The organism is Borrelia persica No12, assembly GCF_000500045.1.
Lineage (GTDB): Bacteria > Spirochaetota > Spirochaetia > Borreliales > Borreliaceae > Borrelia > Borrelia persica.
The window spans coordinates 193,304-215,436 of the sequence record NZ_AYOT01000146.1 but is presented as its reverse complement, the minus strand read 5'-3'; the positions used below and the strand labels follow the sequence as shown (position 1 = coordinate 215,436).

Genomic DNA, 22,133 nt, shown 5'->3' with positions numbered 1-22,133 from the left:
AATTAAGTTATTTTATAGAAGGGGTTGATTTTATGGCTAAAGTAAAAAATATTATTTTTCTTTTATTTTTTTTTGTTTGCTTAATTCCTGTTTTTGGACAGAGAACGTCTGAAACAGTACCAAATGATGATTCTTCCAAGAGTGAACCTGGTGAATTGGTTATTGATTTTGCAGAACTTTCAAAAGATTCAAGTTCTACTAATCTTGATCTTACAGATTATGTTGATCGTGTATATTCTGGAGCTTCAAGTATTATGAAGCCAGAGGATATGATATTAGATCTTGGAATAGATAATTGGACTGTTCTTTTAACGCCTTCAGCTAGAATGCAGGCATATGTAAAAAATTCTACTGTTGTTTCAGCTGTTGTTAAGAGTGACTCTAAGAGGTATCCAGGAGAGACAATTTTAGGGGTTAGAGTATTATTTCCAAGTCGTATTCAGTCTTCTGCAATGGTGTTGCCTCCATTTCAAATTCCTTTTTATGCTGGGGAAGATGGTAATCAATTTGTAGGGAAAGGGCTTATTGATAATGTTAAAATTATGAAAGAAGTAAAGGTTGCAGTTTACAGTTTGGGTCATGATGTTGATCTTGAAGTTTTATTTGAAGATATGAGTGGTATGGAATATGTTTATCCTTTAGGTTCCTTGAAATTTAAGGGTTGGGCAGATTTATTGTGGACGAATCCTAATTATCTTCCAGGAATAAGTTCTAAAATAGCTAATGATAATGTTCCTAATTATCCTCTTCCTTCAAGCAAAATGAGGTTGAAGGCATTTAGGGTTTCAAAATTTCATACTTTAAAGGAACAAAATTTGATTTTTTATATCAAGGATGTAAGAGTTATTTATGATAAGTTAAGTATTTCTATGGATTCTGATATTGATAATGAGTCCATATTTAATATTTATGAAAAGCGTGGAGTTGAGTTCCTTCGAAAATTAAAGACACAAGAGGCTCTTAAAAAAGTTTTAAAGGTTAGAGAAAATGTGTCAATACCGGATGAATCTTTTCAAGATGCGTTTCAAGAGGGTACTAATGATGAATCTGGGGTTCGTACTAAGAGATAATAGATTTAATTATGCAAATAGGGTTAATTTTTTTAAGTTTGACTCTATTGAGCTAAAATAGGAAATTAGGTTAATGATAGATTCAGATAATGAAGATCTTTTAGAAATTTTTTTTGAAGAGGCTCAAAACCTTGTAGATACTCTTGAAGAGAATATCATATCATTAGAAGATGACCCTAATAATATGGAAACTATTGATGAGATATTTAGGGCAGCTCATACTATTAAGGGCAGTTCAGCTTCTGTTGATATGATGGAACTTTCAAGTTTTACTCATGTTGTTGAAGATGTATTTGATTCTATTAGAGATAATAAATTAAAGATATGCAATGATCTTGTTGATTTGCTTTTAAATGCACTTGATGTAATAAAAGATATGCTTGATGCGCGTCTTCATGGAAATGTTTATTTACAAGATGTAAGCGGACTTGAAAATAAATTAAGAGGGTTTTTAGAACATGATAATCAGGCAGATTCTGTTGCAGTTTTAGGGAATAAAGATAATGATGAATTTTTGCTCTCTTCTTCTGAAATTAGTGATATGCGTGAAGTTGTGGGACTTGGTCAGAAAATTTTAAGAGTTAGCATTGATTTTGATAAAGATAATCCCATGGCTACAATTGCTGGTATACAGATGTTTCAGGCTTTAAAGGATTTAGGTCCAATTCTTCATACCGTTCCAAATTATGATCAATTGATTACCAATAAGTTTTTTGAAAGGGTTGATTATTACTTAATATGTTTAAATAGTCATAATGTTGAAGAAAAGATAACTTTGTCTGATGTTGCGTCAAATTATTCAATTGATGAATTTGATATTGATAGCGAATTGGCAAAGGCAGAGTTAAGAGAAAAAGATCCAGTTGTTCATAATACACTCTCTAAAGATGATACAGTATTTAATAGAGGTAGTTTGCAGCTGTCTCACAATGAGATTGCGAATTTAAAAGAAAATATTGGAGACTTGAAATTATTTGAAGTAAAATTATATTTCAATAAAGATAATCCTATGTCAACGATTTCTGGACTTCAAATGTTGCAGGCATTAAAGAGTTTGGGTGAAGTTTATAAGTCTATTCCTGATGGTGAAGAATTATTAACAGATAAATTTTTTGATTTTATTGTATATTATTTAATATCAAGCACATCAGTAGAGAGTATTTCTAAGAAGGTAGATTTATCAGATGTCGTTGTTAGTTTTGATATTAACGAAATTAATTTGAATGAAATTAATTTAAAAGATGTTAATTTGGATGCTAGTACTGGGGTTGATGCTTATTCTCCCGTTAAAGAATCTAAAAAATCAGCTTTAAATGTCAACTTAATTAGAATTGATAGTAAAAGGATAGATTCTATATTGAATCTTGTAAGTGAAGCTGTTATTAGTAAATCATCCTATAACCAAATAAATTCTGATATGACATCTTTCCTTTATGATTTTAATTATTTTTATGATTATCAAGAAAGTTTTCGTAATAGTTTTTTGTCAGATTTAAAGATGATTTTTAAAGATGTGAGTTTGGATTTGGAGAGTTCTGTTGAGACGCGGATAGCAGCTTTGCTGGAACATAAACTTGATAGAAGTTTGCATGATATGATAAATCTAAAAAATTTATTGTTTAAAATTCTTCAAGATTCTAGGTTTGCTTCTAGTAGACTTTCTAGGATAATTACTGATTTACATGAGAGTGTTTTGCGAACAAGGATGTTGCCAGTTTCTAGTATTTTCTCAAGATTTACAAGAGTGGTAAGAGACCTCTCAAAAAAATTGGGCAAGATTGTAGAACTTAGTACTCAAGGAGAAGAGACTGAAGTTGATAAATCTGTCATAGATGATCTTGTAGATCCTTTAATGCATTGTATTAGAAATTCTATGGATCATGGACTTGAAACTACAGATGAGAGGATTAGTAAGGGTAAAGATAAAGTTGGTCACATAGTTTTGCGTGCCAAAAATGAGGGTAATGTGATATCAATTGAGATTGCAGATGATGGAAAGGGTATAGATCCAAATGTTATTAGGCAAAAGTCAATTGAAAAAGGTTTGATAAGTGAAAATACAGTTCTCTCTGAGAGTGAAATACTTAATTTGATTTTTGAACCTGGATTTTCTACGGCCAGTAAGATTACAGATGTTTCTGGTAGAGGTGTGGGACTTGATGTTGTTAAAAATAATGTTAAAAAATTAAATGGAACTATCATTATAGATTCAAAAATTGATGTTGGAACTACTTTTAAAATTAAACTCCCTTTAACATTGGTAATTGTTCAAGGTCTTCTTGTAAAATCGGGCAGTGAGATTTATGTTGTTCCTTTAAATAGTGTGCTTGAAACTCATAGAATTAATGAAGAGCATATTAAACTTCTTGAAAATGATCATGAGGTATATAATTTAAGGGAAGAGGTTATATCCGTGCTGCGACTTGATGAGCTTTTTAATATAGAAAATGATCATCAAAATTTATATGAGAAATTTTTGATAGTGATTAATATTAATGATAAGAAAGCAGGGATAGTTGTTGATTCTATTCTTGGAGAGGAAGATTTTGTTGTAAAACCTATTAAAGATAAATATGCTTCTAGTCCTGGAATAGTTGGCGCTACGACTCTTGGTAATGGTAAGGTTGTCTTAATTATTGATGTGTTTAGGTTGTTTGATTTAAGGGATATGAAGGGATAGTCTGATGATGGAAATAAAAGAGATATATTGTTTAGATGAGCATAATTTTAGTAGTCGGATTAAAGAAAAAGATTCTGTGAATTTGGATTTTAAGGTAGTATCTTTTAATATTGGGAATGATAATTATTTGGTAGATATTATGCAAGTTAAAGAAATTCGAAAGTCTAATAATTTTACATATGTTCCGAATGCTAAGAAATATGTGGTTGGTCTTGATAATTTGAGAGGGGAAATAATTTCTATTATTGATTTGCGCATAATGTTTAATTTAGAAACCATTAAAAGAGAGTTTGAAGATATTATGGTGCTTAGAAATGACGACCTATTAATAGGAGTTATTGTTGATAAAGTTAATAATGTTTTTTCAATTGATTCTTCTTTGATTCAAGATCCCCATCCTGTTTTGTCTCAAGAAACACTTATAGATTATATAAAAGGTGTAGTTGAACACGGTTCCAAATTGTATATTATTCTTGATGTTGAGAGAATTTTTCATTATGATAGTGATATAAACGAAAAAGAGGTTTTATTAGAAGATAGGAAAAATGAAGATTATAAAATGGGTTCTTCTGAGCATGAGGAGCAATCATTGTTTTCTAATGATAATTCTTTAGAGTTATCAAATTCATCTGATAGTGAACTTGTGTCATCTTCTAAAGATAATTTGGATGATTTAAAGGTTATTAGGGAAAATCTTTTTAAATATTCTTTTAATTCGTCTTGTGTAAGTGATGATTTTTTAAAGCGAGTTGGAGTTGAATTAGATATTGCAAATATTAATGATTTAGCTTATGATAATTTCTTAAATGAATTTTATTCAAAGTCATCAGGTCAGTTATGGAATGATCAGTATTTGAAAGAATTTCAGGAGGAAATTGTTCAACAGCATATTAATAATATGAGTGATATTGGTACCATTTTAAATATTTTTGAGATTGGGTGTGGTGAGGGAAAGGAAACGGTGTCTTTTGTGAATGTTTTATATGAATCTTATGGAAATCCTTTTAAAGTAACATCTATTGATAATGATTTTAAAAAGGTCATAGGTACCTCCAATTTAGTTTTCTTAGAATCTGAAATTAATTTGAGTGAGATTTATAAAAAAAATTCCTTTGAACAGAGTCCAGGGGTTTATAAGTTTAAACCAGAGATTATGAATAATATTTTATTTGAATATTCAGATGCCATTCTGTCGGAATTTCCAGAAAATTTGGGAATTGTGTTTTTAAGGGATATTTTGTGTTTCTTAAATGATGATGGACAAACTTTGATTTTACATACAATTGCAGAAAAATCTGTTAAGGGTGCTCTTTTGATTTTGGGAGATAATGAAGAACTTAAGAATAATGGTCTTTTTGTAAAAGATCATTCTGTAAAATATTTTAACCTGTATAAAAGGATTTAAAGGAGAGATATCATGAGAATAGATTATATAGAGCCATTTTTAGATGCTGCTTCTTCAGTATTAAGAGATATGTTGTATATTGATGATATTCAGATGGGTACGCCAGGGCTACATGTAAGGGATAAAACTATAAAGGGAGTTTCTGTAATTGTGGGACTTGCAGGTTCCGTTGAAGGTAGTATTGTTATTGATATGGATCTTGATACTGCACTTTTTGTTACATCTAAATTAAATTTTACAGAATTTGTCAATTTTAATGATGATGAGACTAGAGATATGGTGACAGCAACTCTTACAGAACTTGGGAATGTTATTGCTGGTCATTTTGTTACTACTCTACATTATAAGGGGTTTGTGTTTGATATAACTCCTCCAGCTTTCATTTATGGCGAAAATATGAATATACTTAATAATTGTGGGGCTGAGGCATTAATAGTACCTTTTACTTTGCCAGGTAATAAAATTATTGAAGTTAATATTGCAATAAGAGAGAGGGTTTGATATTATTATGAAACTGAGAGTGCTTATTATTAGAAAAGAGGGTTTAATATGATCCAGAAAACTACAATTGCTATGGATTCTGCAAATAAACCAAGGGGTATTAATTATGATACAGGAGTTCCTTTTAATGTTTTGATTGTGGATGATTCGGTTTTTACCGTAAAACAGCTTACTCAGATTTTTACTTCTGAAGGATTTAACATTATTGATACTGCTGGTGATGGTGAGGAAGCTATTATTAAGTATAAAAACCATTATCCTAATGTCGATGTTGTTACTCTTGATATTACCATGCCAAAAATGGATGGAATGACATGTCTTAATAAGATTATTGAATTTGATAAAAATGCTAAAGTAATAATGATTTCTGCTTTAGGAAAGGAACAGTTAGTTAAAGATTGTTTGATTAAAGGTGCAAAGACATTTATTGTAAAACCCCTTGACAGGGCTAAGGTTCTTCAAAGAGTTATGTCTGTATTTGTTAAATGAAATTAATTTTGATTAGTTTTTGTATAAAAAATAATTTCATTGCTTATTTCATTTAGGTTTTTTTTGAAGTAGGATGGATTGATGTTGAAGATTTCTAGTTTTTCTTTGCTATCTTTACCTATATATAGTTCTAACTTGTAAAATCCTTGTTTTGTGTATATTAATGCTGAGCTTTTAAAGATTGAGTCTATGGTTTTAATTTTAAATATTTTGTATTTTAGGAAATCTTTGTCTATGATTTCACTGTTAAGTAAATATTTATTGGTTTCTCTGTATCTTGGAGTGATTTTAGTATAATCTATTTTGTTGTTAAAAATGCTCTTTATAAAATTTTCTGTTATTTCATATATTTCTATTTCATTTGTGCTTTTTGGATTTTGAGTATAATATTCTTCTTCTGTTATTAAATTAAAGGCATGATATTTTTTTATTACCTCTGATGATCTTTTTTCTATTGAACTTGTTATTAGTCGTGAATAAATTGATGTATTAATACTAAGTAACAGAAGTATTTTTCTTATCATATGTGTTCCTTATTACTATTAATTATTTTCTTTATTTGTTCAATTTCTAGTGGAATTTTGCTTCTCCTTTTTGCATTTAGCTTATCTTTTAATAAAGTATTGTTAAATGTTTTTGCCATTTCATATACTTTTTCCTCGCTAAAGTTGAATGGAATTTGAATTTTTCTATATTCAATTGGATCTTGTAAGATTTTGTGCATTAATATAATTGGATTTAGAAAACTTGCTTTGAAAAATTTGTAAAAGTTTGTCAAAAATATTGTAAATGATATGAAGAGTGTAAATAAAAATATTCCTATTATAGAATCGTTTTTTCTTTGTAAATATTTATCTATATAGAATTTTGTTTGATCTATTTCTATAATTTTATATTCACTAGGACTGTAATAAAAAAATATATCATTGGATTTAGAGTATATTGTTTGGTCTTTATCTTTAATTATAAGGATAAAGGGGTATTTTTCCTTGATATAATTTTTTTCAGTCGTGATAGAGATATTTTTGATTACATTGAATTCTTGCTTTTCTGGAATTGTATTTGCAAAGCTTGAACTTGAGAATATTATGAAAAATATAAATGGGATTAGTAAACTTATTGAAAATGTTCTGGCAAATGCAATTAAGATTAAGTTTTTTTCTTTTGGATTATAATAAATTTCAATCATTAAATCGTTAAATCTAAGAAGTCTTAAAAATCTTAATTTAAAGAGTGAGAGTATTATTGGGCTTAAGATTGTTTCGTGAGGATTTAGTATGTTTTGAACCTGGTTAGAACTGTAAAATATTAAAGGAATTAGGCAGTGAATTAAGTCGAAAAATAGGTTATTCCTTATGTATATTTGTGATACTTTTAAAAAATATGCCTTTAAAATTTTGTATAAGAAAATCAAGATCAATATTATATCAAATAAAAATCCAATAAATATTAAGGCAAATCGAACTTTATATGGCAAAAAAAGTATTATTGATAGTTCTTCTGTTAAAAATGTAAGTATAGATGCTATTAATATGGCTTTAAAAAAATTTGGAAATATTTTTACCATTTGTTTTTCCTAGCTATTTCTAAGAGTTCTTTAATAATTCTTGGATCGTAGTCTTTGGAAGTTGATTGTTTTATTGCAAACCAGCTCTCATCGTATCCTATAAACCCTTTTGTTTTGTTATTTTTAATATTTGGAATTTTTGTTCTGTTTGAAAAAATTGATATTAAGGTTGCAATTGGTGACATATTGCTTAAATTTTCATATTTAAACAGACTTTGAGTTATTATCTTAATCGTGTTATCATCTAAAAATTCAATTTCCCTGCTAACTAATTGTGCTGTGTTTTCAATATTTTGGGGAACCAGTTTTATTTTTTTTTCTAAATAAAACTTAATTACTATTATTTTTAACAATAGTAGAGTTTTAATGTAGTTTTTGAGAATCTTAGAAGAATCAAAAATATTATTTTCTTTTTTTATTAAATATATTGTGTAAGAATTTTTATCTTCAAAAAGTTTATTTATATAAGATGTTATGTATCCACTAATTATGACATTAAAGTTGTATAAAAATTCTTTTCTTAAATGAGGATTTGCTTTAATGGAGTTGAATATTAGTTCCAGATTATTTTTATTAAATTTTTTATTAAAAAGATCTTTTACGACATTTATATCAATAGATTCAATATTTGACAAAATAATAGGATTGATTATTATGTTTGTTTTTTCTTTAACGTATTCAATGAGTGCATCGATGTCAGATTTAAAATTTTCATTTATAAATGTTGAAATGGTTTTTTTATTTTCTTCTATGTATTTGATTATTTCAACTTCTTTTTCAAAAACTGATAATCCTTTTATACTTTCATGATTAAATAAATAATGATAAAGATGTGGAAAATATACTTTTAAATTCATTTGATTATGTCTAGGAGCTCAATTGGGTTGTTTAGGATATATTTTGCCCCGTTTTCTTTTAATTCCTGTACTGTTCTAAATCCCCATGAAACTCCTATGGGTAGGAAACCAGCGTTTTGAGCGGTTAACATATCAACATCACTGTCACCAATATATGCTATTTTTTGTGGCATAAGGTTTAATTCTAGAATCATGTCAAGTGCATTTGCAGGATCTGGTTTTGCTTCGAATTTTGATGAATAACCTCTTATTTCAAAAAATTTAATATCTTTGAATATGTCTTTTGTTATTATTAGTAATTCTTCATGGTTTTTATTACTTAATATTCCTATTGGGATATTAAGTGAGTTTAATTTTTTTAAAAGTTCTGGTATTCCATCGTATGCCCTTGTGTGGGAATATAAATTTTGATTGTATGTTCTTACAAATTCTTGGTAAAGAGTATCATTGAGATCCTTATCATTTAAGTTTATGTTAAGATGCTTTAGAGTATTTTCTATTAATTTAGAATAGCCTCTTCCGACTAAATTGTTAAATTCATCTGTGTTAATTTCACTATATCCCAATTTTTTTAAAGCAAAGTTCATTGAGGATGCAATATCTATAATGCTGTTTATTAAAGTTCCATCCATGTCAAAAATACAAGCTTTTATTTTCATATTGTAATCCCTTGAAAAATTTATATATCATTTGCCTTCATTTTATCATTATTTTTATTTTTTATTTAGCTTATTATATTATTTTAGTATTTTACATTATTTTTGTTTTTTTTCTAAAGCGCTCTTGAAAATATTTGTTTTTAGTTTTATTATCTCTGGTTAAGGATATAAATAAGTGTTGTTTAACCTCGTTATATTTTCAGGTTATCTTTAATGCAAGATATATTGGTTTTAGATAAAGTTACCAAACGATATGGAAGCTTTATTGCTAATGATAATGTTTGTATGAGTTTTAAAAAGGGAGAGATACATGCAATTCTTGGTGAGAATGGTGCTGGTAAGACCACTTTAATGAAAATTATTTATGGAATTTACAGACCTGATAGCGGGCGAATTTTTTTAAGGGGAAATGAGCTTAAACTTAAGGATTCGAGTGAATCTATTCGTAGTGGTATTGGTATGGTTTTTCAGCATTTTATGTTAATTCCTAAGTTTACGGCAGTACAAAATATTATTTTAGGATACGAAGATTCGAAATTTGGGTTTGTCAATTATAAGCGTGCTAGAAAGAAAATAATTGAACTTTCTGAAAAATATGGTTTAAAAATAGATACTGATAAGCCTGTTGAAAATTTAAGTATTGGAATGGGACAAAAAATAGAAATACTCAAAGTTCTTTATAGAAAAGCAGATATTATTATTTTTGATGAACCTACGGCAGTACTTACTTCTAGAGAGATAGATGAATTTATGAATATTCTAAAAGTATTGGTTTTAGAGGGATATACTGTAATACTGATTACACATAAAATAAGAGAAATAAAGTCTGTTGCACAAAGATGTACAGTAATGCGTCTTGGGAGGGTTGTTGGAACTTTTGATGTTGCGAGTACTGATGAGAAGATGTTTACTAAATTGATGATAGGCAAAGAAACCTTTCTTGATATGTCTAAGAGGCAGAATGTTACTCATACAAATGTTCTTGAGATTAAGAATTTAAAAGTGAAAGATGATAGAGGTGTTTTAAGAGTTAAAGACATTAGTTTCGATCTTAAGAAAGGTGAAATTTTTGGGATAGCTGGTATTGAAGGAAGTGGTCAGGATGAATTGGTTGAGGCTATTCTTGGTATTAGAGCTATTGTTAGTGGAGATATAATTAAAAAGGTTGATGGTAAATTTGAATCAATAAAAGGTCTTACCGTTAAACAGATAATAGATAAAAAAATTGGACATATTCCGTCTGATAGGCAAAGGCACGGACTTATTTTGGATTTTAATATTTTGCAAAATATTGGTATTAAGAGTTTTGATGATGTTAAGTATTTAAAAATGAAGAGTGGTGATATGAGAAATGGTAAATCAAAATTTGAATTTTTAAATACTCTTAGAAAACAATTTGTTGACTTTAATTTGGTTGTTCTTAAGAAAATAAGTGAACAACTTGCGATTTCGTTTGATATTAGGCCAAGAGATGTTTTAAGCAAGGTTAAAGATCTCTCTGGAGGTAATCAGCAAAAAGTAATTATTGCACGTGAGATTAATTTGCAGCCCGAAATTCTTTTGGCGGTTCAACCTACAAGAGGACTTGATATAGGTGCCATTGAAAATATTTATAAAAAAATTATAGAGCAAAGAGATGCAGGAATGACAATTCTTCTTGTATCTCTTGAACTTGATGAGCTTATTCGTGTTTGTGATAGAATAGCTGTAATGTATGGTGGTGAAATTATAGGTGTTTTGGAAGATAATTTTGATGCTGGTGTTATTGGCAAGATGATGATGGGTGCAATTTAATGCTAATTAATAATTATAGATTGAGAAAAATACTTGTAACATTTTTAAGTTCCTCAATGTTTATCAATTTTTTTGCGTTTTTTTTGGGAATTTTAATTGTTGGTTTAATGGTATTAGTTCTTGGGTATTCTCCTTTGAGAATGTATTCTATCATGATAGAAGTTATGTTTTCCTCTCCTAAACATTTAGGATATATTATAAGCTATGCTACGCCTTTGATTTTTACGGGGCTTTCAATTGGTATTGCATTAAAAGTGGGACTTTTTAATATTGGTGTTGAGAGTCAATTTATGCTTGGTTCAATTGCAGCTTTAATAGCTGGAATTTTTTTTGATTTTTTTCCTTTATTACATGTAGTTTTCATTTTATTTTTTGCAGCATTATTATCAGGGATTTTAGGTATTTTAATTGGATATTTAAAAATTAAGTTTAATATCAATGAAGTAATTTCAGGAATAATGTTTAATTGGATTTTATTTCATCTAAATAATATAATCATTGATTTGCCTGGTATTAAAAAGGGTGATAGTGATTTATCTAAGTCAATTAGGGAGAGTGCTTTTATTGATTTTTTTGGGTCTTGGAAACTTTCACCTCAAGGACTTGCTTATAGGGGAGAACATCCATTTATTAATGATTTATTAAAAGCTCCTCTTAATTTTGGCATAATTATTGGTATTATTGTTGCTATTTTAATGTGGATTTTATTGAATAAAACGATGCTTGGGTTTAAAATAAGTTCTATAGGACATAATATTGTGGCTTCTTATCGAGTAGGCATTGATATTAAAAAAGTTTTGATTTTTGTTATGTTCCTTTCAGGTGCTCTTTCTGGACTTGCAGGTGCTATACAAGTTATGGGTGTTAATAAGGTAATATTTAAGCTTTCTTATATGGAAGGAACAGGTCTTAATGGTATAGCTGTTGCTTTAATAGGCAATAGTTCTCCAATAGGAATAATATTTTCAAGTATTTTATTCTCAGTTTTGATTTATGGTAGTAGTAGAGTTCAGAGTTTAATGGGTCTCTCTTCTTCAATTGTATCTTTGATGATAGGGATAGTGGTGATTGTGATTTCTGCTAGTAATTTTTTAAGAAAGGTTTTTTTGGGAGCGATTGAAGGTGTTAAACGCACTAATATTTCTAATTAGCGAAACGCTTGTAAATTCTCAGACTTTGATTTTTGCTGGTCTTGGCGGACTTGTAAGTGAGAGAAGCGGAATAATTAATGTTGGCATTGAGGGTACAATGGTTCTTGGTGCATTTGTTGGTTCTACAATTGCATATTGTTATGGTAGTCCTTTATTTGCAATTTTTGCTGGGGGGTTATCAGGTCTTATTCTTTCACTTTTACATGCTATTTTTACTATTTTCCTTAAATCAGATCAAATAATAACTGGAATGGCTATTAATTTTTTAGGACCAGCTATTGCTATGTTATTTGGAACTTTTATTTTTGGATCTGCATCAACTCCTCCAATAGATATTAAGTTACCTATACTTTTTGATGGGGTTTTGGATAAAGGATCTATTATATTTCAGATTTTTGGAAAAAGATATTCACTCTATATTGCAATAATTTGTGTTATTGTTTTTCATGTAATGTTTAACTATACTAAAATTGGGCTTAGAATTAAAGCTAGTGGTGAGGCACCAGACGTTTTAGCATCTCTTGGAGTTAATGTTTTGATGATTCGATTTTTTTGTGTTTTATGTAGTGGTTTATTTGCAGGGATTGCTGGAGCAGTTTTTTCTACTGTTATTGCTTCAAGTTATATGCAGGGAATTATTGGTGGGCAAGGTTTTATTGCTATTGTTATGGTAATTTTTGGAAATTGGCAACCTTTTGGAATTTTAATGGGTAGTTTTTTATTTTCTTTTATAAGGACTTTAGTTGTTATGATATCTCAAATTTCTTTTTTTTCTTTTGTGATTCCTCTTAAAGTATTGATTATTTTACCGTATATTGTCGTGATTCTAAGTCTTATGTTTTTTGCAAAAAATAATTATGCTCCTCAAGCTTTAGGTTTGCCTTATCGAGAAGATTGATTTTTATGTTGATTTTTTTTAAGATACAGTTGTAATGATTGTAAGGTCTATTTGGGAATTATGTTTTTTGGTATAAAGTATATGTTGAGTGTCTATTTTAATTCTTATATTTGTGTAATTTTATTATTTGTTAAATTAATTGGGTGAGAGATTAATTTACGAGGTAGTTTTATGTTAAAAATTAAGTACAAGTTTATTGTATATTTATTCTTATATTTAGTGATGATCATTTTGTTTTTTTCTTTAATTTTTAAGTTTATTTTGGGTAATTATTTGGAAAATTATTATAAACAGTTAACGAGATCTCAATTAAGACGAGCTGCTTTTGCTGTACAAGCTTTGTTGGATACATTTTACATTATAATTGATGGTGCAAGTAGTACTTTAGCTCTTGAGACTATGACTAAGTATGAGTTAGTTAAAAATGGTGGACGCATGTTTTCAGATATGGAATTGGATGTATTTAGAGAAAATTCCAAAATAGTTCTTGATACTGTTAAGTTTGATAAAAAATATCGGAGTCGTTTGTATAACATATTATGGAATTTGAAGCTTGATACTTTTTATGAAGAATTTGCATTCCTTGATTTTGAAGGTAAGATCATTGTTACTACAAGACATGAGAGTAATATTGATTTTGGACAATCTGAGTCAGAGACAGAATATTTTAAAAAATCTGTTGAAGGTTATAATAAAGATAGATTAGGTTTTGTCAGTTGGTATACTGATCTTAACGAGGGGATAGCCAAAGAAGTTGCTATTAGGTCTCATTATAAGGATAAAAGAGCTTCTGCTGTAGTTGTTCCTGTATATTCGGCAGAAGACAAGGTGTTTCTTGGCTATTTAGTAGGTTATTTACTTGAAGATTGTATCAGAGCTGAATTGGATAGATTTAGATTTGGGTTTTATAAGAGAGGAAATTTAGCCTATTTAGATCCGTATAATAATCTTGTTAATCCTTTAATAGAATATAATGAGAGTTCTAAAATTAGTGATCTTTTTCTTAATTCTTTAAAGAATACATTATCTGAGCCTCCTAGAAAGCCTGTTGTTCCAACTGAAACACCGGTTTATGAAATTGAAAAGCTTTATTTTAAAGAGATGGAATTGTATAATTATTTTACTATATTGCCGATTAGCAGTGAGCTTGGAAGTAATAGTGGAATTCTTGTTGCTAGGATTCCTTATGATGATATTCATGGAGTTATTGATAGCTTATCTTTTAAATTTATTGCGTGTGTTGTTTTGGGAATCATTATATTAGTTGTTATTTTATCAGTTAGAATAGAGTCGCTTATTGCTTTTAGATTAAATTTGGTTGGGAATTTGGTCAAAAAAATGATCCAAGGAAATTTGGATAAAAGTTACATTATTGATGATGATGGGTATTCTGATGAACTTACTTTGTTGGGTGTGCAAATTATTAAAATGAGAAATGCTATTGCAGATGCTATTACAAGTGTTCTTCAGAATATTGATTATGTTAATAAGGCAAGTATTGAAGTTGCAAATTCAAGTCAAAGTTTGAGTTCTAGTGCGTTGCAACAGGCTTCAACACTTGAAGAAATGTCAGCTAATATTGAACAGATATCGGATGGGGTTAAGATGAGTGCTGATAATTCCCGAGAAACTGAAAGGATAGCTTTAGTTACTGATCAAAATGCTCATATAGGTGGTAAAGCTGTTGAAGAATCTGTTGTGGCTATGCAGGCTATTGTTGAGAAGGTTAGTGTTATTGAAGAGATAGCTAGAAAAACTAATTTGCTTGCTTTAAATGCGGCAATTGAAGCTGCAAGAGCTGGAGAAGAAGGTAAAGGATTTGCTGTTGTGGCAAGTGAGATTAGAAAGCTTGCTGATCTTAGTAAAGAATCTGCTCTTGAGATTGGTGAGTTAGTGGAAGAAAATTCTAGATTAGCAACGGAAGCAGGATTGATATTTGAAGATATGTTACCCGATATAGAGAAGACAACTAATCTTGTAAAGAAAATTTCTGAAGGAAGTTATAAACAAAATGAACAAATTGTGCAATTTAAAACGGCTCTTGATCAAGTTGGAGAAGTAGTACAAGCTTCAGCATCAAGCAGTGAAGAGCTTTCAAGTATGGCTGATAAAATGCTTGAGAAAGCTAAGGAACTAAGAGAGGTAATATCTTTTTTCAAGACTAAAGATTTTGAAGGTGCTGTTTCTCCTGGTGAACTTGAAGTTGATGATGATTTGGTGAGTGGAAATCTTGCTTCTTTGAATATGAAAAATGGTGCATTTTTGGGTGGTAAAACAAATGATGAACTTGCTGATTCAAATATGAATTTTAAACCTGTGAGTACAAGGGTGGATCCTAAGAAAGCTATTGATGTTGTCGATAAGGATTTGGATTTTGATGATGATTTTTCAGATTTTTAGAACTTATTTTTGTAAGGGGTAATTAGCATATGAAGCATATGAAACTGAAGCTAAAAATTAGGATGTTACTTTTTGGAAGTTTGTTTATATCAATTTTTATTTCCATACTATTTGTTGGATTTGGGATGTTGATTAATTCTAGTTTGGTGGCACAGCAATTAGATCTTATGCAAAATCTTGTTGGCAATGTAAGAAATTCTTTAGCCATTTATTTGTCTTCAATGGAGGAGCGGGTAAAGGTTAATGCAATGTATTTGGATTCTTCAGAGAGATTTGAATCTATTGCTACAAGTAAGCCTAAGAGAATAGAGGCAATTTTAGATCAAATTGAGATTTTGCTTAAAACGGGCAGAGGGAATAACTTAATGATTACTGATAAAGCGGGTAAAATAATATTTACTACTGCTGTTAAAGATAATAGTGATTATGGTGTTTCTGTTGCAGATAAAGGATATTTTCTTAAATTACAAGGTTCTAGTTTTTTGTATAATTCTTCTGTTTTATTGGCAGATCCTGGTTCTGTTGAAGAGGTTTTGATGAGAGATATTTCTCAGATGAAAAATAAGGCAGGACAAATTCCTTATTTGTTAGTAGGTGTTCCTTTAAGAGATCATATTACCAGTGATATTTTTGGATATTTTATAATTTTTTATTCTTTTGATTATCTTTATAATTCGTTTAAAGGTATTCGTTTTGGAACTTTAAATAGCGGTCGTGTCATGGTCTTTGATGAAACGGGTTCTTTTCTTGTTCATCATAGGTGGCTTCCTGGTGATAATTTTGTGGATTCTCATGATTATTATACGCGTGTATTTAATAATAGTTATGTAGATTTAATACAAAAGAATAAAGAAATGAGTTTTGGACGTTATGTTGACCCTAAGGATGATGAATATATTGGACTTGCTCAAAGGATAAAATGCAAATTGTCCGATAAGTCGTTTATAGTATATTTGAGAGCTACAAGTAAAGGTTTTTATTATATGAGTAATCTTACTACTTGGGTTTTGGGAATAAGTTTTGTAATTACTTTATTGATTCTTGCTATTCTTACTCTTTTCCTTGTAGGTAAACTTAGTGCTGCTTTAAATGGAATTTTGTTTTATTCTGAAAAACTTGCCTCTGGAGATTTTACAGTTTCGGATTATACTTTAGGGTGGGATACTTTAGAGATTCATGAACTATATGAGAATTTGGGGTTATTGAGGACTAAATTTTCATCTGTTGCTAAAGTAATTAATGAAAATCTGGATTATCTTTATGAAAATGCAATTCAGATAGCAAATGCAAGTCAGAATTTAAGTTCTGGTGCAGTTGAGCAGGCCTCTACATTGGAAGAGATGACAGCAAATATTGAGCAAATATCTCAGGGTGTTACTGAGAATACCGATAATGCTTCTACTACTGAGAGTATTGCTGTTAATACTAATGAGAAAACTAACGAAGGGCATGAATCTGTTACTAAAGCCATTCAAGCTATGGAACTTGTTACAGATAAAATAAGCGTTATTGATGAGATTACAAGACAAACCAATTTGCTTGCTTTAAATGCTTCTATTGAGGCTGCTAGAGTTGGAGATAAAGGTAAAGGATTTGAAGTCGTTGCTGCTGAAGTAAGGAAGCTTGCTGATCAGAGTAAGGAGTCTGCTAGAGAAATTATTGATATTGCACACAAAAGCTTGATTATTGCAAGTAAAGCAGGTAATAATTTTGAGCAGATCGTTCCTGGAATGAAACAAACAGCTGAGCTTGTTAAAAATATTACTCGTGAGAGTTCTAATCAGAGTAATCAAATTGTACAATTTAAAAATGCAATAGAACAGGTTAATCAATTGGTTCAAACGACAGCATCAAGTAGTGAAGAACTATCAGCAATGTCAGAAAAAATGCTCGAGAGTGTTAAGCATTTAAAAGATTCAGTAGATTATTTTAAGATTGATAAATAAATTATAGGGATTTTATCCCTATAATTTGAATTTATATTGCTATGTTATTGTTTTAAGAATTTTAGCTCCACCTAGACATTCATCTTCTTTATAGAATATGCAAAATTGTCCTGGTGAGATTCCATAGTCTTTTTCTTCTAGATTAACTTTCATAATGTCGTATCTTAGCATTTCTATTTTACATTTTATTTTTTTCTCTCCATGTCTTATTTTTGCACTTAAATTGTCATTATTTAGTGATTTATTTATCCAGTTTGTTTTGTGGACTAAAAATTGTGTTTTGCCCTGTTTTAGATAATTTGTACTGTTTGAAATATAAATGATGTTGTTTTGGATATCCTTTTCTGTTACGAACCATGGCCCATGGCTGAGTTTAATGCCTTTTCTTTGTCCAATTGTAAAAAACCAATATCCATTGTGTGTTCCAAGTATTTTGCCAGTCTCTTGTTCAATTATATTACCTTTAAGTTCTCCTAAGTGATATTTTATAAATTCGTTATATTTGATTTTTCCAAGAAAGCAAATTCCTTGGCTGTCTTTTCTGTTTTTATTGGGTAAGTCTATTGTGTGTGCTATTTGTCTTATTTCATTTTTCAGTAAATCACCCAATGGAAAATGTAATTTAGATATCTGTTCTTTAGAGAGATGAGAGAGAAAATAACTTTGATCTTTGATTTTATCTTTTGCTTGTTTTAATATATGACAATTATTTTTGTTTTCTATTTTGGCATAGTGCCCTGTAACAATTAAGTCATATTTTTCTTCTATCTTTTCAAAGAATGCACCAAATTTGATTCTTTGATTGCAAAATATGTCTGGGCTTGGTGTATTTCCAATTTTTAATTCTTCAATAGCATAGGTTACAACTCTTTTGTAATATTCTTCCTGTAAATTAATGATTTCGTATGGTACATTGAATTTTTTACACACAGAATCTACATAATTGATATCTTCTCTCCAAGGACATTCTCCTATGTATGAAAGTTCGTCTTCAAGCCAAATTTTTAGATAGTAACATTTGATGTTCTTATATCCTTTTTGTATCATTTTATAAAGAGCTACAGAGCTGTCTACGCCACCAGATAGAAGTACTGCTATTTTCATAATTTGTTTCTCCTTTTAGCATATCATATTGAACTTTGATGTTTTTATGATCTATAGTATAGAATACTTGGTAATTATTTTTTTAAGTAGGAGGAGTCTGATGAGAATTGGTATTAGTGATATTAGAGTCTTTTTGCCTTTAAATTGTTTAGATTTTGGTGTTCTTTTAGAAAATTCTTTGTATAATTCTGATGAAATTTTTTTTAAAAAATTTAATAGAGCAATTGATGCAACACTTCAAAAGGCATTTAGGTTTACAAGTACTAATGAAGACAGTGTTACAATGGCAAGTTCTGCTGTTAAGATGATTTTTGATAATAATGATCTTGAATTAGATAAGATGAGGGTATTTTTAGGTGGAACTGAAACAGGAGTAGATCATTCAAAATCCATTTCGTCTTATGTTTATGGGGCTTTAAAGTTGGCTGGTATTGATTTAAAAAACAATTTCTTAACTTTTCAAGCTCAGCATGCTTGTGCAGGAACCGCACTTTCTTTACATAGTGCTGCTAGTGTTTTGAGTCATTTGAATGGATCTGAATATGGAATAGTGTTTTCCAGTGATATAGCACATTATAATAATCTTACTACAGCAGAGATTACTCAAGGTGCTGGAGCTGCAGCAGTTTTAATTGAAAAGAATCCGAAAGTTTTGTCTATGAATTTGTCTGATTTTGGAGTTTATACCGATGATGTTGATGATTTTTTTAGACCATTTGGAAGTCTTGAAGCTAAGGTAAAGGGACGTTATTCTATTGAGTGTTATAATAAGGCAAATGAAGAGGCTTTAGCTGATTTTGCTCATAAAAAAAATATGAGCATTAAAGATTTATTTTCTAAGTATAGGTTTATTTTACATGTTCCTTTTGCAAAAATGCCTATAGATTCTATGCATTATGTTTTAAAAAAATATTATAGTGAAGATGAATCTGAGATAAATGCTTATTTAGAATCAATAGATTTTTATGATTCTGTTGAAGCGTCAAAAGAGGTAGGTAATTTATATACGGGATCAATATTTTTATCTTTAATGTCTTATTTAAAGCGAGTATTTGCAAAAAAGGATATTAGTGGAGAGAGCATACTTTTTTGTTCTTATGGATCTGGAAATATTATGGTTATTTATGAACTTAAGGTTGAAGAGACTGCTCATCGTGTTGTTAAAACTTGGGATATTGATAAACTGCTCTCAGTAAGGCATAATGCAAATTTTGATGAATATCGAGATTTTTTTGAAAATAAGATTGTTCCACATGAATCACAAGGTTTTTATTTAAAAGAAATTAGGGAGGATGGATACCGGATTTATGGGTATCGAGCCTAATATATTAAATAATAAAAAACGGCAGATTGAAATTTGTTTGAGCAAAAATGATGTTAGTAAAAGTGATAATCTTTTAAATTTTGTTAATTTAAAGCATGATGCACTTAGTGAGCTTGAGTTTTCTGAGATAGATACTCGTGAAAATATATTTGGTTATGATATTAGCATGCCTATTTTTATCTCATCAATGACAGGCGGGGTTAGGGAAGGTAATAAATTGAATAAATCTCTAGTTAAGATTGCAAATGATTTGGGTATTCCAATGGGTCTTGGTTCTTTCAAGCTTATATTTAAATATCCTGAGTATATTAAATATTTTTTGTTGAGGAAATATGCTGATAATATTCCTTTATTTTCGAATATAGGTATTGTTCAGTTAAGAGAGTTTGGTGCTTTTGAAATAATTGAGATGAATAAGAGACTTGAGGTTGATGCTATAATTTTGCATTTAAATTCTGGTCAGGAATTAATGAATTCTAGGGGTGAGAGAAACTTTAAAGGTATCAAAGACACAATTGATAAGTTTTGCTCTGTTTCAAATTTGCCGGTCATAGTTAAAGAAACTGGTTTTGGGATGTCACCCGGTGCCGTTATTAATCTGCTAGCGCTTGGGGTCTCTTATGTTGATCTTGCTGGTAGTGGTGGGACTAATTGGGTTTTAGTTGAGGGCATTAAAGAAGAAAATTTAGATATTGCATCTTGTTTTGCTAATTGGGGTATATCCTCGGTTTTGACATTACTTAGTATTAATGAATCTTTTAAAGATAAAATTTTTACATCAGGCGGATATGAAACAGGAATGGATATTGCAAAAGGTATTGCTCTTGGGGCTAAATTGGTAGGAATTGCGGCAGCCGTTCTTAGGGCTTTTTATTCGGGAGGTGAAGAGGCTTTGTATAAACTTTTCAAAGATTATGAATATGTTTTAAAGATGTCTATGCTTTTAAGCAATAGTAAAAATTTGGCACAGTTTAGGGCAAATAAATATTTTTTAAATCATCCATTGCCTTTAAATGTTAATAGTTTTAAAGATTGTTATGAAACTTAGTGATAATTTTAGAAATAAAGATATTTTAGATAAGAAACAAGAGATAAAAGATATTTTAAAATTAAATGCTTGTGATTTTTTTTATGATTCTGTGGATGAAAATTTTTTGTCTAATATGATAGAAAATTATATTGGTTACTTATCTTTACCTGTTGGTATTGTTAAAAATTTAAAAATAAATGACAAGTATTATACTGTACCTATTGCAACAGAAGAACCATCTGTTGTTGCTGCATTAAATTTTGCGGCTAAAATTCTTGAGAATGCAAATTTAACTTATTCTGTGGGTGAAATATTAGGTATTGCTCAAATCTATATAAGTACGGATCAAGACTTAAGTAATATGCTCCTTGGCCTTCATGAAAAAATAGATCTTTGGTCTAAACCTTTATTACGTAATATGGAACTTAGAGGTGGAGGTTTTAAAAAACTTTCAACTAAATTTATTAGAGAGATTGGTATTCAAAAATTGAATATTTACATAGATGTTTGTGATGTTATGGGTTCAAATCTTCTAAATTCAGTGGCTGAAATGATAGCCTATCATATCAATTTAGAGTTTGGATATAAATGTGTACTTAAAATTTTAAGTAATGATTCTAATGATTTTGTTGTAAAGGCTAATTTTAGATTAAATATTAATAATTTGTTTAAAAATAATAAAGAATCTCTGATTTTAGCGCATAATATTTCACTTGTTTCAAGGATAGGATTTTTCGAAGAAGAACGTGCTATTACCAATAATAAAGGTATTATGAATGGCATAACAGGTTTATGTGTTGCTACACTTAATGACACAAGAGCTCTTGAGGCATGCATACATAAATTTGCTTCAAAAAGTGGTAGGTATTTGCCTCTTAGTAAATTTTATGTTTCTGATGAAAATTTGATAGGAGAGATTGAATTGCCTTTGCAGGTTGGTGTTAAAGGAGGTTCAGTTGGCTCACATGAAGCATCTATGTTAAGCTTTAAAATTATGGGAATTGATTGCAAAAAAGAATTTATGGGTGTTCTTTCTTGTGTTGGACTTGCAAGCAATTTTGCGGCTTTAAGGGCACTTGCTTTTGAGGGAATTCAAAGGGGACATATGAAATTGCATGTTAATAAGATTTTATATATTCTTGAAAGAGATTATAATTTGTCTGTTGATGAGAGAGAAAAAATACTATTGAATATGCATGAGAATAAAATTTATTCTTTTGATTTTGCATTGAATTTTTTAAATGATTTGAGAGCTTAG

At 29.5% G+C, this 22,133-nt stretch carries 18 protein-coding genes; 13 read left to right on the top strand and 5 right to left on the bottom strand.

The window, feature by feature from the left end; all coding sequences use genetic code 11:
* The first annotated feature begins 32 nt into the window (after positions 1–32).
* The 5 genes from U881_RS0104275 (at position 33) to U881_RS0104255 (ending at position 6,145) form a co-directional block, all read left to right on the top strand.
* Positions 33–1,070 carry a flagellar filament outer layer protein FlaA gene (locus U881_RS0104275; protein ID WP_024653380.1) on the top strand — a complete coding sequence of 346 codons (1,038 nt, stop codon included), beginning with the start codon at positions 33–35 and terminating at the stop codon, positions 1,068–1,070.
* 73 nt (positions 1,071–1,143) lie between these two features.
* Positions 1,144–3,750 carry a chemotaxis protein CheA gene (locus U881_RS0104270; protein WP_024653379.1) on the top strand — a complete coding sequence of 869 codons (2,607 nt, stop codon included), beginning with the start codon at positions 1,144–1,146 and terminating at the stop codon, positions 3,748–3,750.
* A gap of 7 nt (positions 3,751–3,757) precedes the next feature.
* On the top strand, positions 3,758–5,155 hold the full coding sequence (locus tag U881_RS0104265) for a CheR family methyltransferase (RefSeq protein ID WP_024653378.1): 1,398 nt from the start codon (positions 3,758–3,760) through the stop codon (positions 5,153–5,155).
* Between the two features lie 12 nt (positions 5,156–5,167).
* Positions 5,168–5,656 (top strand): chemotaxis protein CheX, encoded by a 489-nt coding sequence (locus U881_RS0104260; protein WP_024653377.1) that lies wholly within the window; start codon positions 5,168–5,170, stop codon positions 5,654–5,656.
* A 48-nt stretch (positions 5,657–5,704) separates the two neighbouring features.
* Complete coding sequence (locus U881_RS0104255) at positions 5,705–6,145, top strand: response regulator (RefSeq protein ID WP_024653376.1); 441 nt, start codon at positions 5,705–5,707, stop codon at positions 6,143–6,145.
* A 2-nt stretch (positions 6,146–6,147) separates the two neighbouring features.
* Here the strand turns inward: U881_RS0104255 and U881_RS0104250 are convergent, their stop codons facing one another.
* The 4 genes from U881_RS0104250 to U881_RS0104235 are packed head-to-tail and all read right to left on the bottom strand — an operon-like array spanning position 6,148 to position 9,228.
* Positions 6,148–6,669 (bottom strand): hypothetical protein, encoded by a 522-nt coding sequence (locus tag U881_RS0104250; RefSeq protein ID WP_024653375.1) that lies wholly within the window; start codon positions 6,667–6,669, stop codon positions 6,148–6,150.
* Complete coding sequence (locus U881_RS0104245; protein WP_024653374.1) at positions 6,666–7,712, bottom strand: hypothetical protein; 1,047 nt, start codon at positions 7,710–7,712, stop codon at positions 6,666–6,668. Before U881_RS0104245 ends, U881_RS0104250 begins: the two co-directional genes overlap by 4 nt.
* A complete protein-coding gene (locus U881_RS0104240; protein ID WP_024653373.1) occupies positions 7,706–8,569 on the bottom strand; it encodes a hypothetical protein in 864 nt (287 codons plus the stop codon). Before U881_RS0104240 ends, U881_RS0104245 begins: the two co-directional genes overlap by 7 nt.
* Positions 8,566–9,228: an HAD family hydrolase gene (locus tag U881_RS0104235; RefSeq protein WP_024653372.1), complete on the bottom strand. Its 663-nt coding sequence runs from the start codon at positions 9,226–9,228 to the stop codon at positions 8,566–8,568. Before U881_RS0104235 ends, U881_RS0104240 begins: the two co-directional genes overlap by 4 nt.
* A gap of 213 nt (positions 9,229–9,441) precedes the next feature.
* Between U881_RS0104235 and U881_RS0104230 the strand changes: the two genes are divergently transcribed.
* From U881_RS0104230 to U881_RS0104210, 5 genes are all read left to right on the top strand, one after another.
* On the top strand, positions 9,442–11,022 hold the full coding sequence (locus U881_RS0104230; RefSeq protein WP_024653371.1) for an ABC transporter ATP-binding protein: 1,581 nt from the start codon (positions 9,442–9,444) through the stop codon (positions 11,020–11,022).
* Positions 11,022–12,173, top strand: a complete 1,152-nt coding sequence (locus U881_RS0104225; RefSeq protein ID WP_024653370.1) for an ABC transporter permease — start codon at positions 11,022–11,024, stop codon at positions 12,171–12,173. Before U881_RS0104230 ends, U881_RS0104225 begins: the two co-directional genes overlap by 1 nt.
* On the top strand, positions 12,145–13,071 hold the full coding sequence (locus tag U881_RS0104220; protein WP_024653369.1) for an ABC transporter permease: 927 nt from the start codon (positions 12,145–12,147) through the stop codon (positions 13,069–13,071). The genes U881_RS0104225 and U881_RS0104220 overlap by 29 nt, the downstream gene beginning before the upstream one ends.
* Positions 13,072–13,242: 171 nt before the next feature.
* The gene (locus U881_RS0104215) at positions 13,243–15,471 is read left to right on the top strand and encodes a methyl-accepting chemotaxis protein (RefSeq protein WP_024653368.1); all 2,229 of its coding nucleotides are present in this window, start codon (positions 13,243–13,245) and stop codon (positions 15,469–15,471) included.
* A 38-nt stretch (positions 15,472–15,509) separates the two neighbouring features.
* Entirely contained in the window at positions 15,510–17,417 is a 1,908-nt protein-coding gene (locus U881_RS0104210) for a methyl-accepting chemotaxis protein (protein WP_038363707.1), read from the top strand.
* Between the two features lie 39 nt (positions 17,418–17,456).
* Here U881_RS0104210 and mnmA read toward each other — a convergent pair whose 3' ends face one another.
* Entirely contained in the window at positions 17,457–18,521 is a 1,065-nt protein-coding gene (mnmA, locus tag U881_RS0104205; protein ID WP_024653366.1) for a tRNA 2-thiouridine(34) synthase MnmA, read from the bottom strand.
* Positions 18,522–18,621: 100 nt separating this feature from the next.
* Between mnmA and U881_RS0104200 the strand changes: the two genes are divergently transcribed.
* From U881_RS0104200 to U881_RS0104190, 3 genes are read left to right on the top strand one after another with little or no spacing between them, the layout of a single operon-like run.
* Positions 18,622–19,845: a hydroxymethylglutaryl-CoA synthase gene (locus tag U881_RS0104200; protein ID WP_024653365.1), complete on the top strand. Its 1,224-nt coding sequence runs from the start codon at positions 18,622–18,624 to the stop codon at positions 19,843–19,845.
* Complete coding sequence (gene fni, locus U881_RS0104195) at positions 19,829–20,893, top strand: type 2 isopentenyl-diphosphate Delta-isomerase (protein WP_024653364.1); 1,065 nt, start codon at positions 19,829–19,831, stop codon at positions 20,891–20,893. The genes U881_RS0104200 and fni overlap by 17 nt, the downstream gene beginning before the upstream one ends.
* Positions 20,883–22,133: a hydroxymethylglutaryl-CoA reductase, degradative gene (locus U881_RS0104190; protein ID WP_024653363.1), complete on the top strand. Its 1,251-nt coding sequence runs from the start codon at positions 20,883–20,885 to the stop codon at positions 22,131–22,133. Before fni ends, U881_RS0104190 begins: the two co-directional genes overlap by 11 nt.

What these genes read in the sequence shown, in the direction of transcription:
- U881_RS0104260 (WP_024653377.1), top strand. Translation starts at nt 5,168, where the DNA reads ATGAGAATAGATTATATAGAGCCATTTTTAGATGCTGCTTCTTCAGTA.
- U881_RS0104200 (WP_024653365.1), top strand. Translation starts at nt 18,622, where the DNA reads ATGAGAATTGGTATTAGTGATATTAGAGTCTTTTTGCCTTTAAATTGT.
- U881_RS0104230 (WP_024653371.1), top strand. Translation starts at nt 9,442, where the DNA reads ATGCAAGATATATTGGTTTTAGATAAAGTTACCAAACGATATGGAAGC.
- U881_RS0104190 (WP_024653363.1), top strand. Translation starts at nt 20,883, where the DNA reads ATGAAACTTAGTGATAATTTTAGAAATAAAGATATTTTAGATAAGAAA.
- fni (WP_024653364.1), top strand. Translation starts at nt 19,829, where the DNA reads ATGGGTATCGAGCCTAATATATTAAATAATAAAAAACGGCAGATTGAA.
- U881_RS0104250 (WP_024653375.1), bottom strand. Translation starts at nt 6,669, where the DNA reads ATGATAAGAAAAATACTTCTGTTACTTAGTATTAATACATCAATTTAT.
- U881_RS0104255 (WP_024653376.1), top strand. Translation starts at nt 5,705, where the DNA reads ATGATCCAGAAAACTACAATTGCTATGGATTCTGCAAATAAACCAAGG.
- mnmA (WP_024653366.1), bottom strand. Translation starts at nt 18,521, where the DNA reads ATGAAAATAGCAGTACTTCTATCTGGTGGCGTAGACAGCTCTGTAGCT.
- U881_RS0104225 (WP_024653370.1), top strand. Translation starts at nt 11,022, where the DNA reads ATGCTAATTAATAATTATAGATTGAGAAAAATACTTGTAACATTTTTA.
- U881_RS0104210 (WP_038363707.1), top strand. Translation starts at nt 15,510, where the DNA reads ATGAAACTGAAGCTAAAAATTAGGATGTTACTTTTTGGAAGTTTGTTT.
- U881_RS0104245 (WP_024653374.1), bottom strand. Translation starts at nt 7,712, where the DNA reads ATGGTAAAAATATTTCCAAATTTTTTTAAAGCCATATTAATAGCATCT.
- U881_RS0104270 (WP_024653379.1), top strand. Translation starts at nt 1,144, where the DNA reads ATGATAGATTCAGATAATGAAGATCTTTTAGAAATTTTTTTTGAAGAG.
- U881_RS0104235 (WP_024653372.1), bottom strand. Translation starts at nt 9,228, where the DNA reads ATGAAAATAAAAGCTTGTATTTTTGACATGGATGGAACTTTAATAAAC.
- U881_RS0104265 (WP_024653378.1), top strand. Translation starts at nt 3,758, where the DNA reads ATGGAAATAAAAGAGATATATTGTTTAGATGAGCATAATTTTAGTAGT.
- U881_RS0104240 (WP_024653373.1), bottom strand. Translation starts at nt 8,569, where the DNA reads ATGAATTTAAAAGTATATTTTCCACATCTTTATCATTATTTATTTAAT.
- U881_RS0104215 (WP_024653368.1), top strand. Translation starts at nt 13,243, where the DNA reads ATGTTAAAAATTAAGTACAAGTTTATTGTATATTTATTCTTATATTTA.
- U881_RS0104275 (WP_024653380.1), top strand. Translation starts at nt 33, where the DNA reads ATGGCTAAAGTAAAAAATATTATTTTTCTTTTATTTTTTTTTGTTTGC.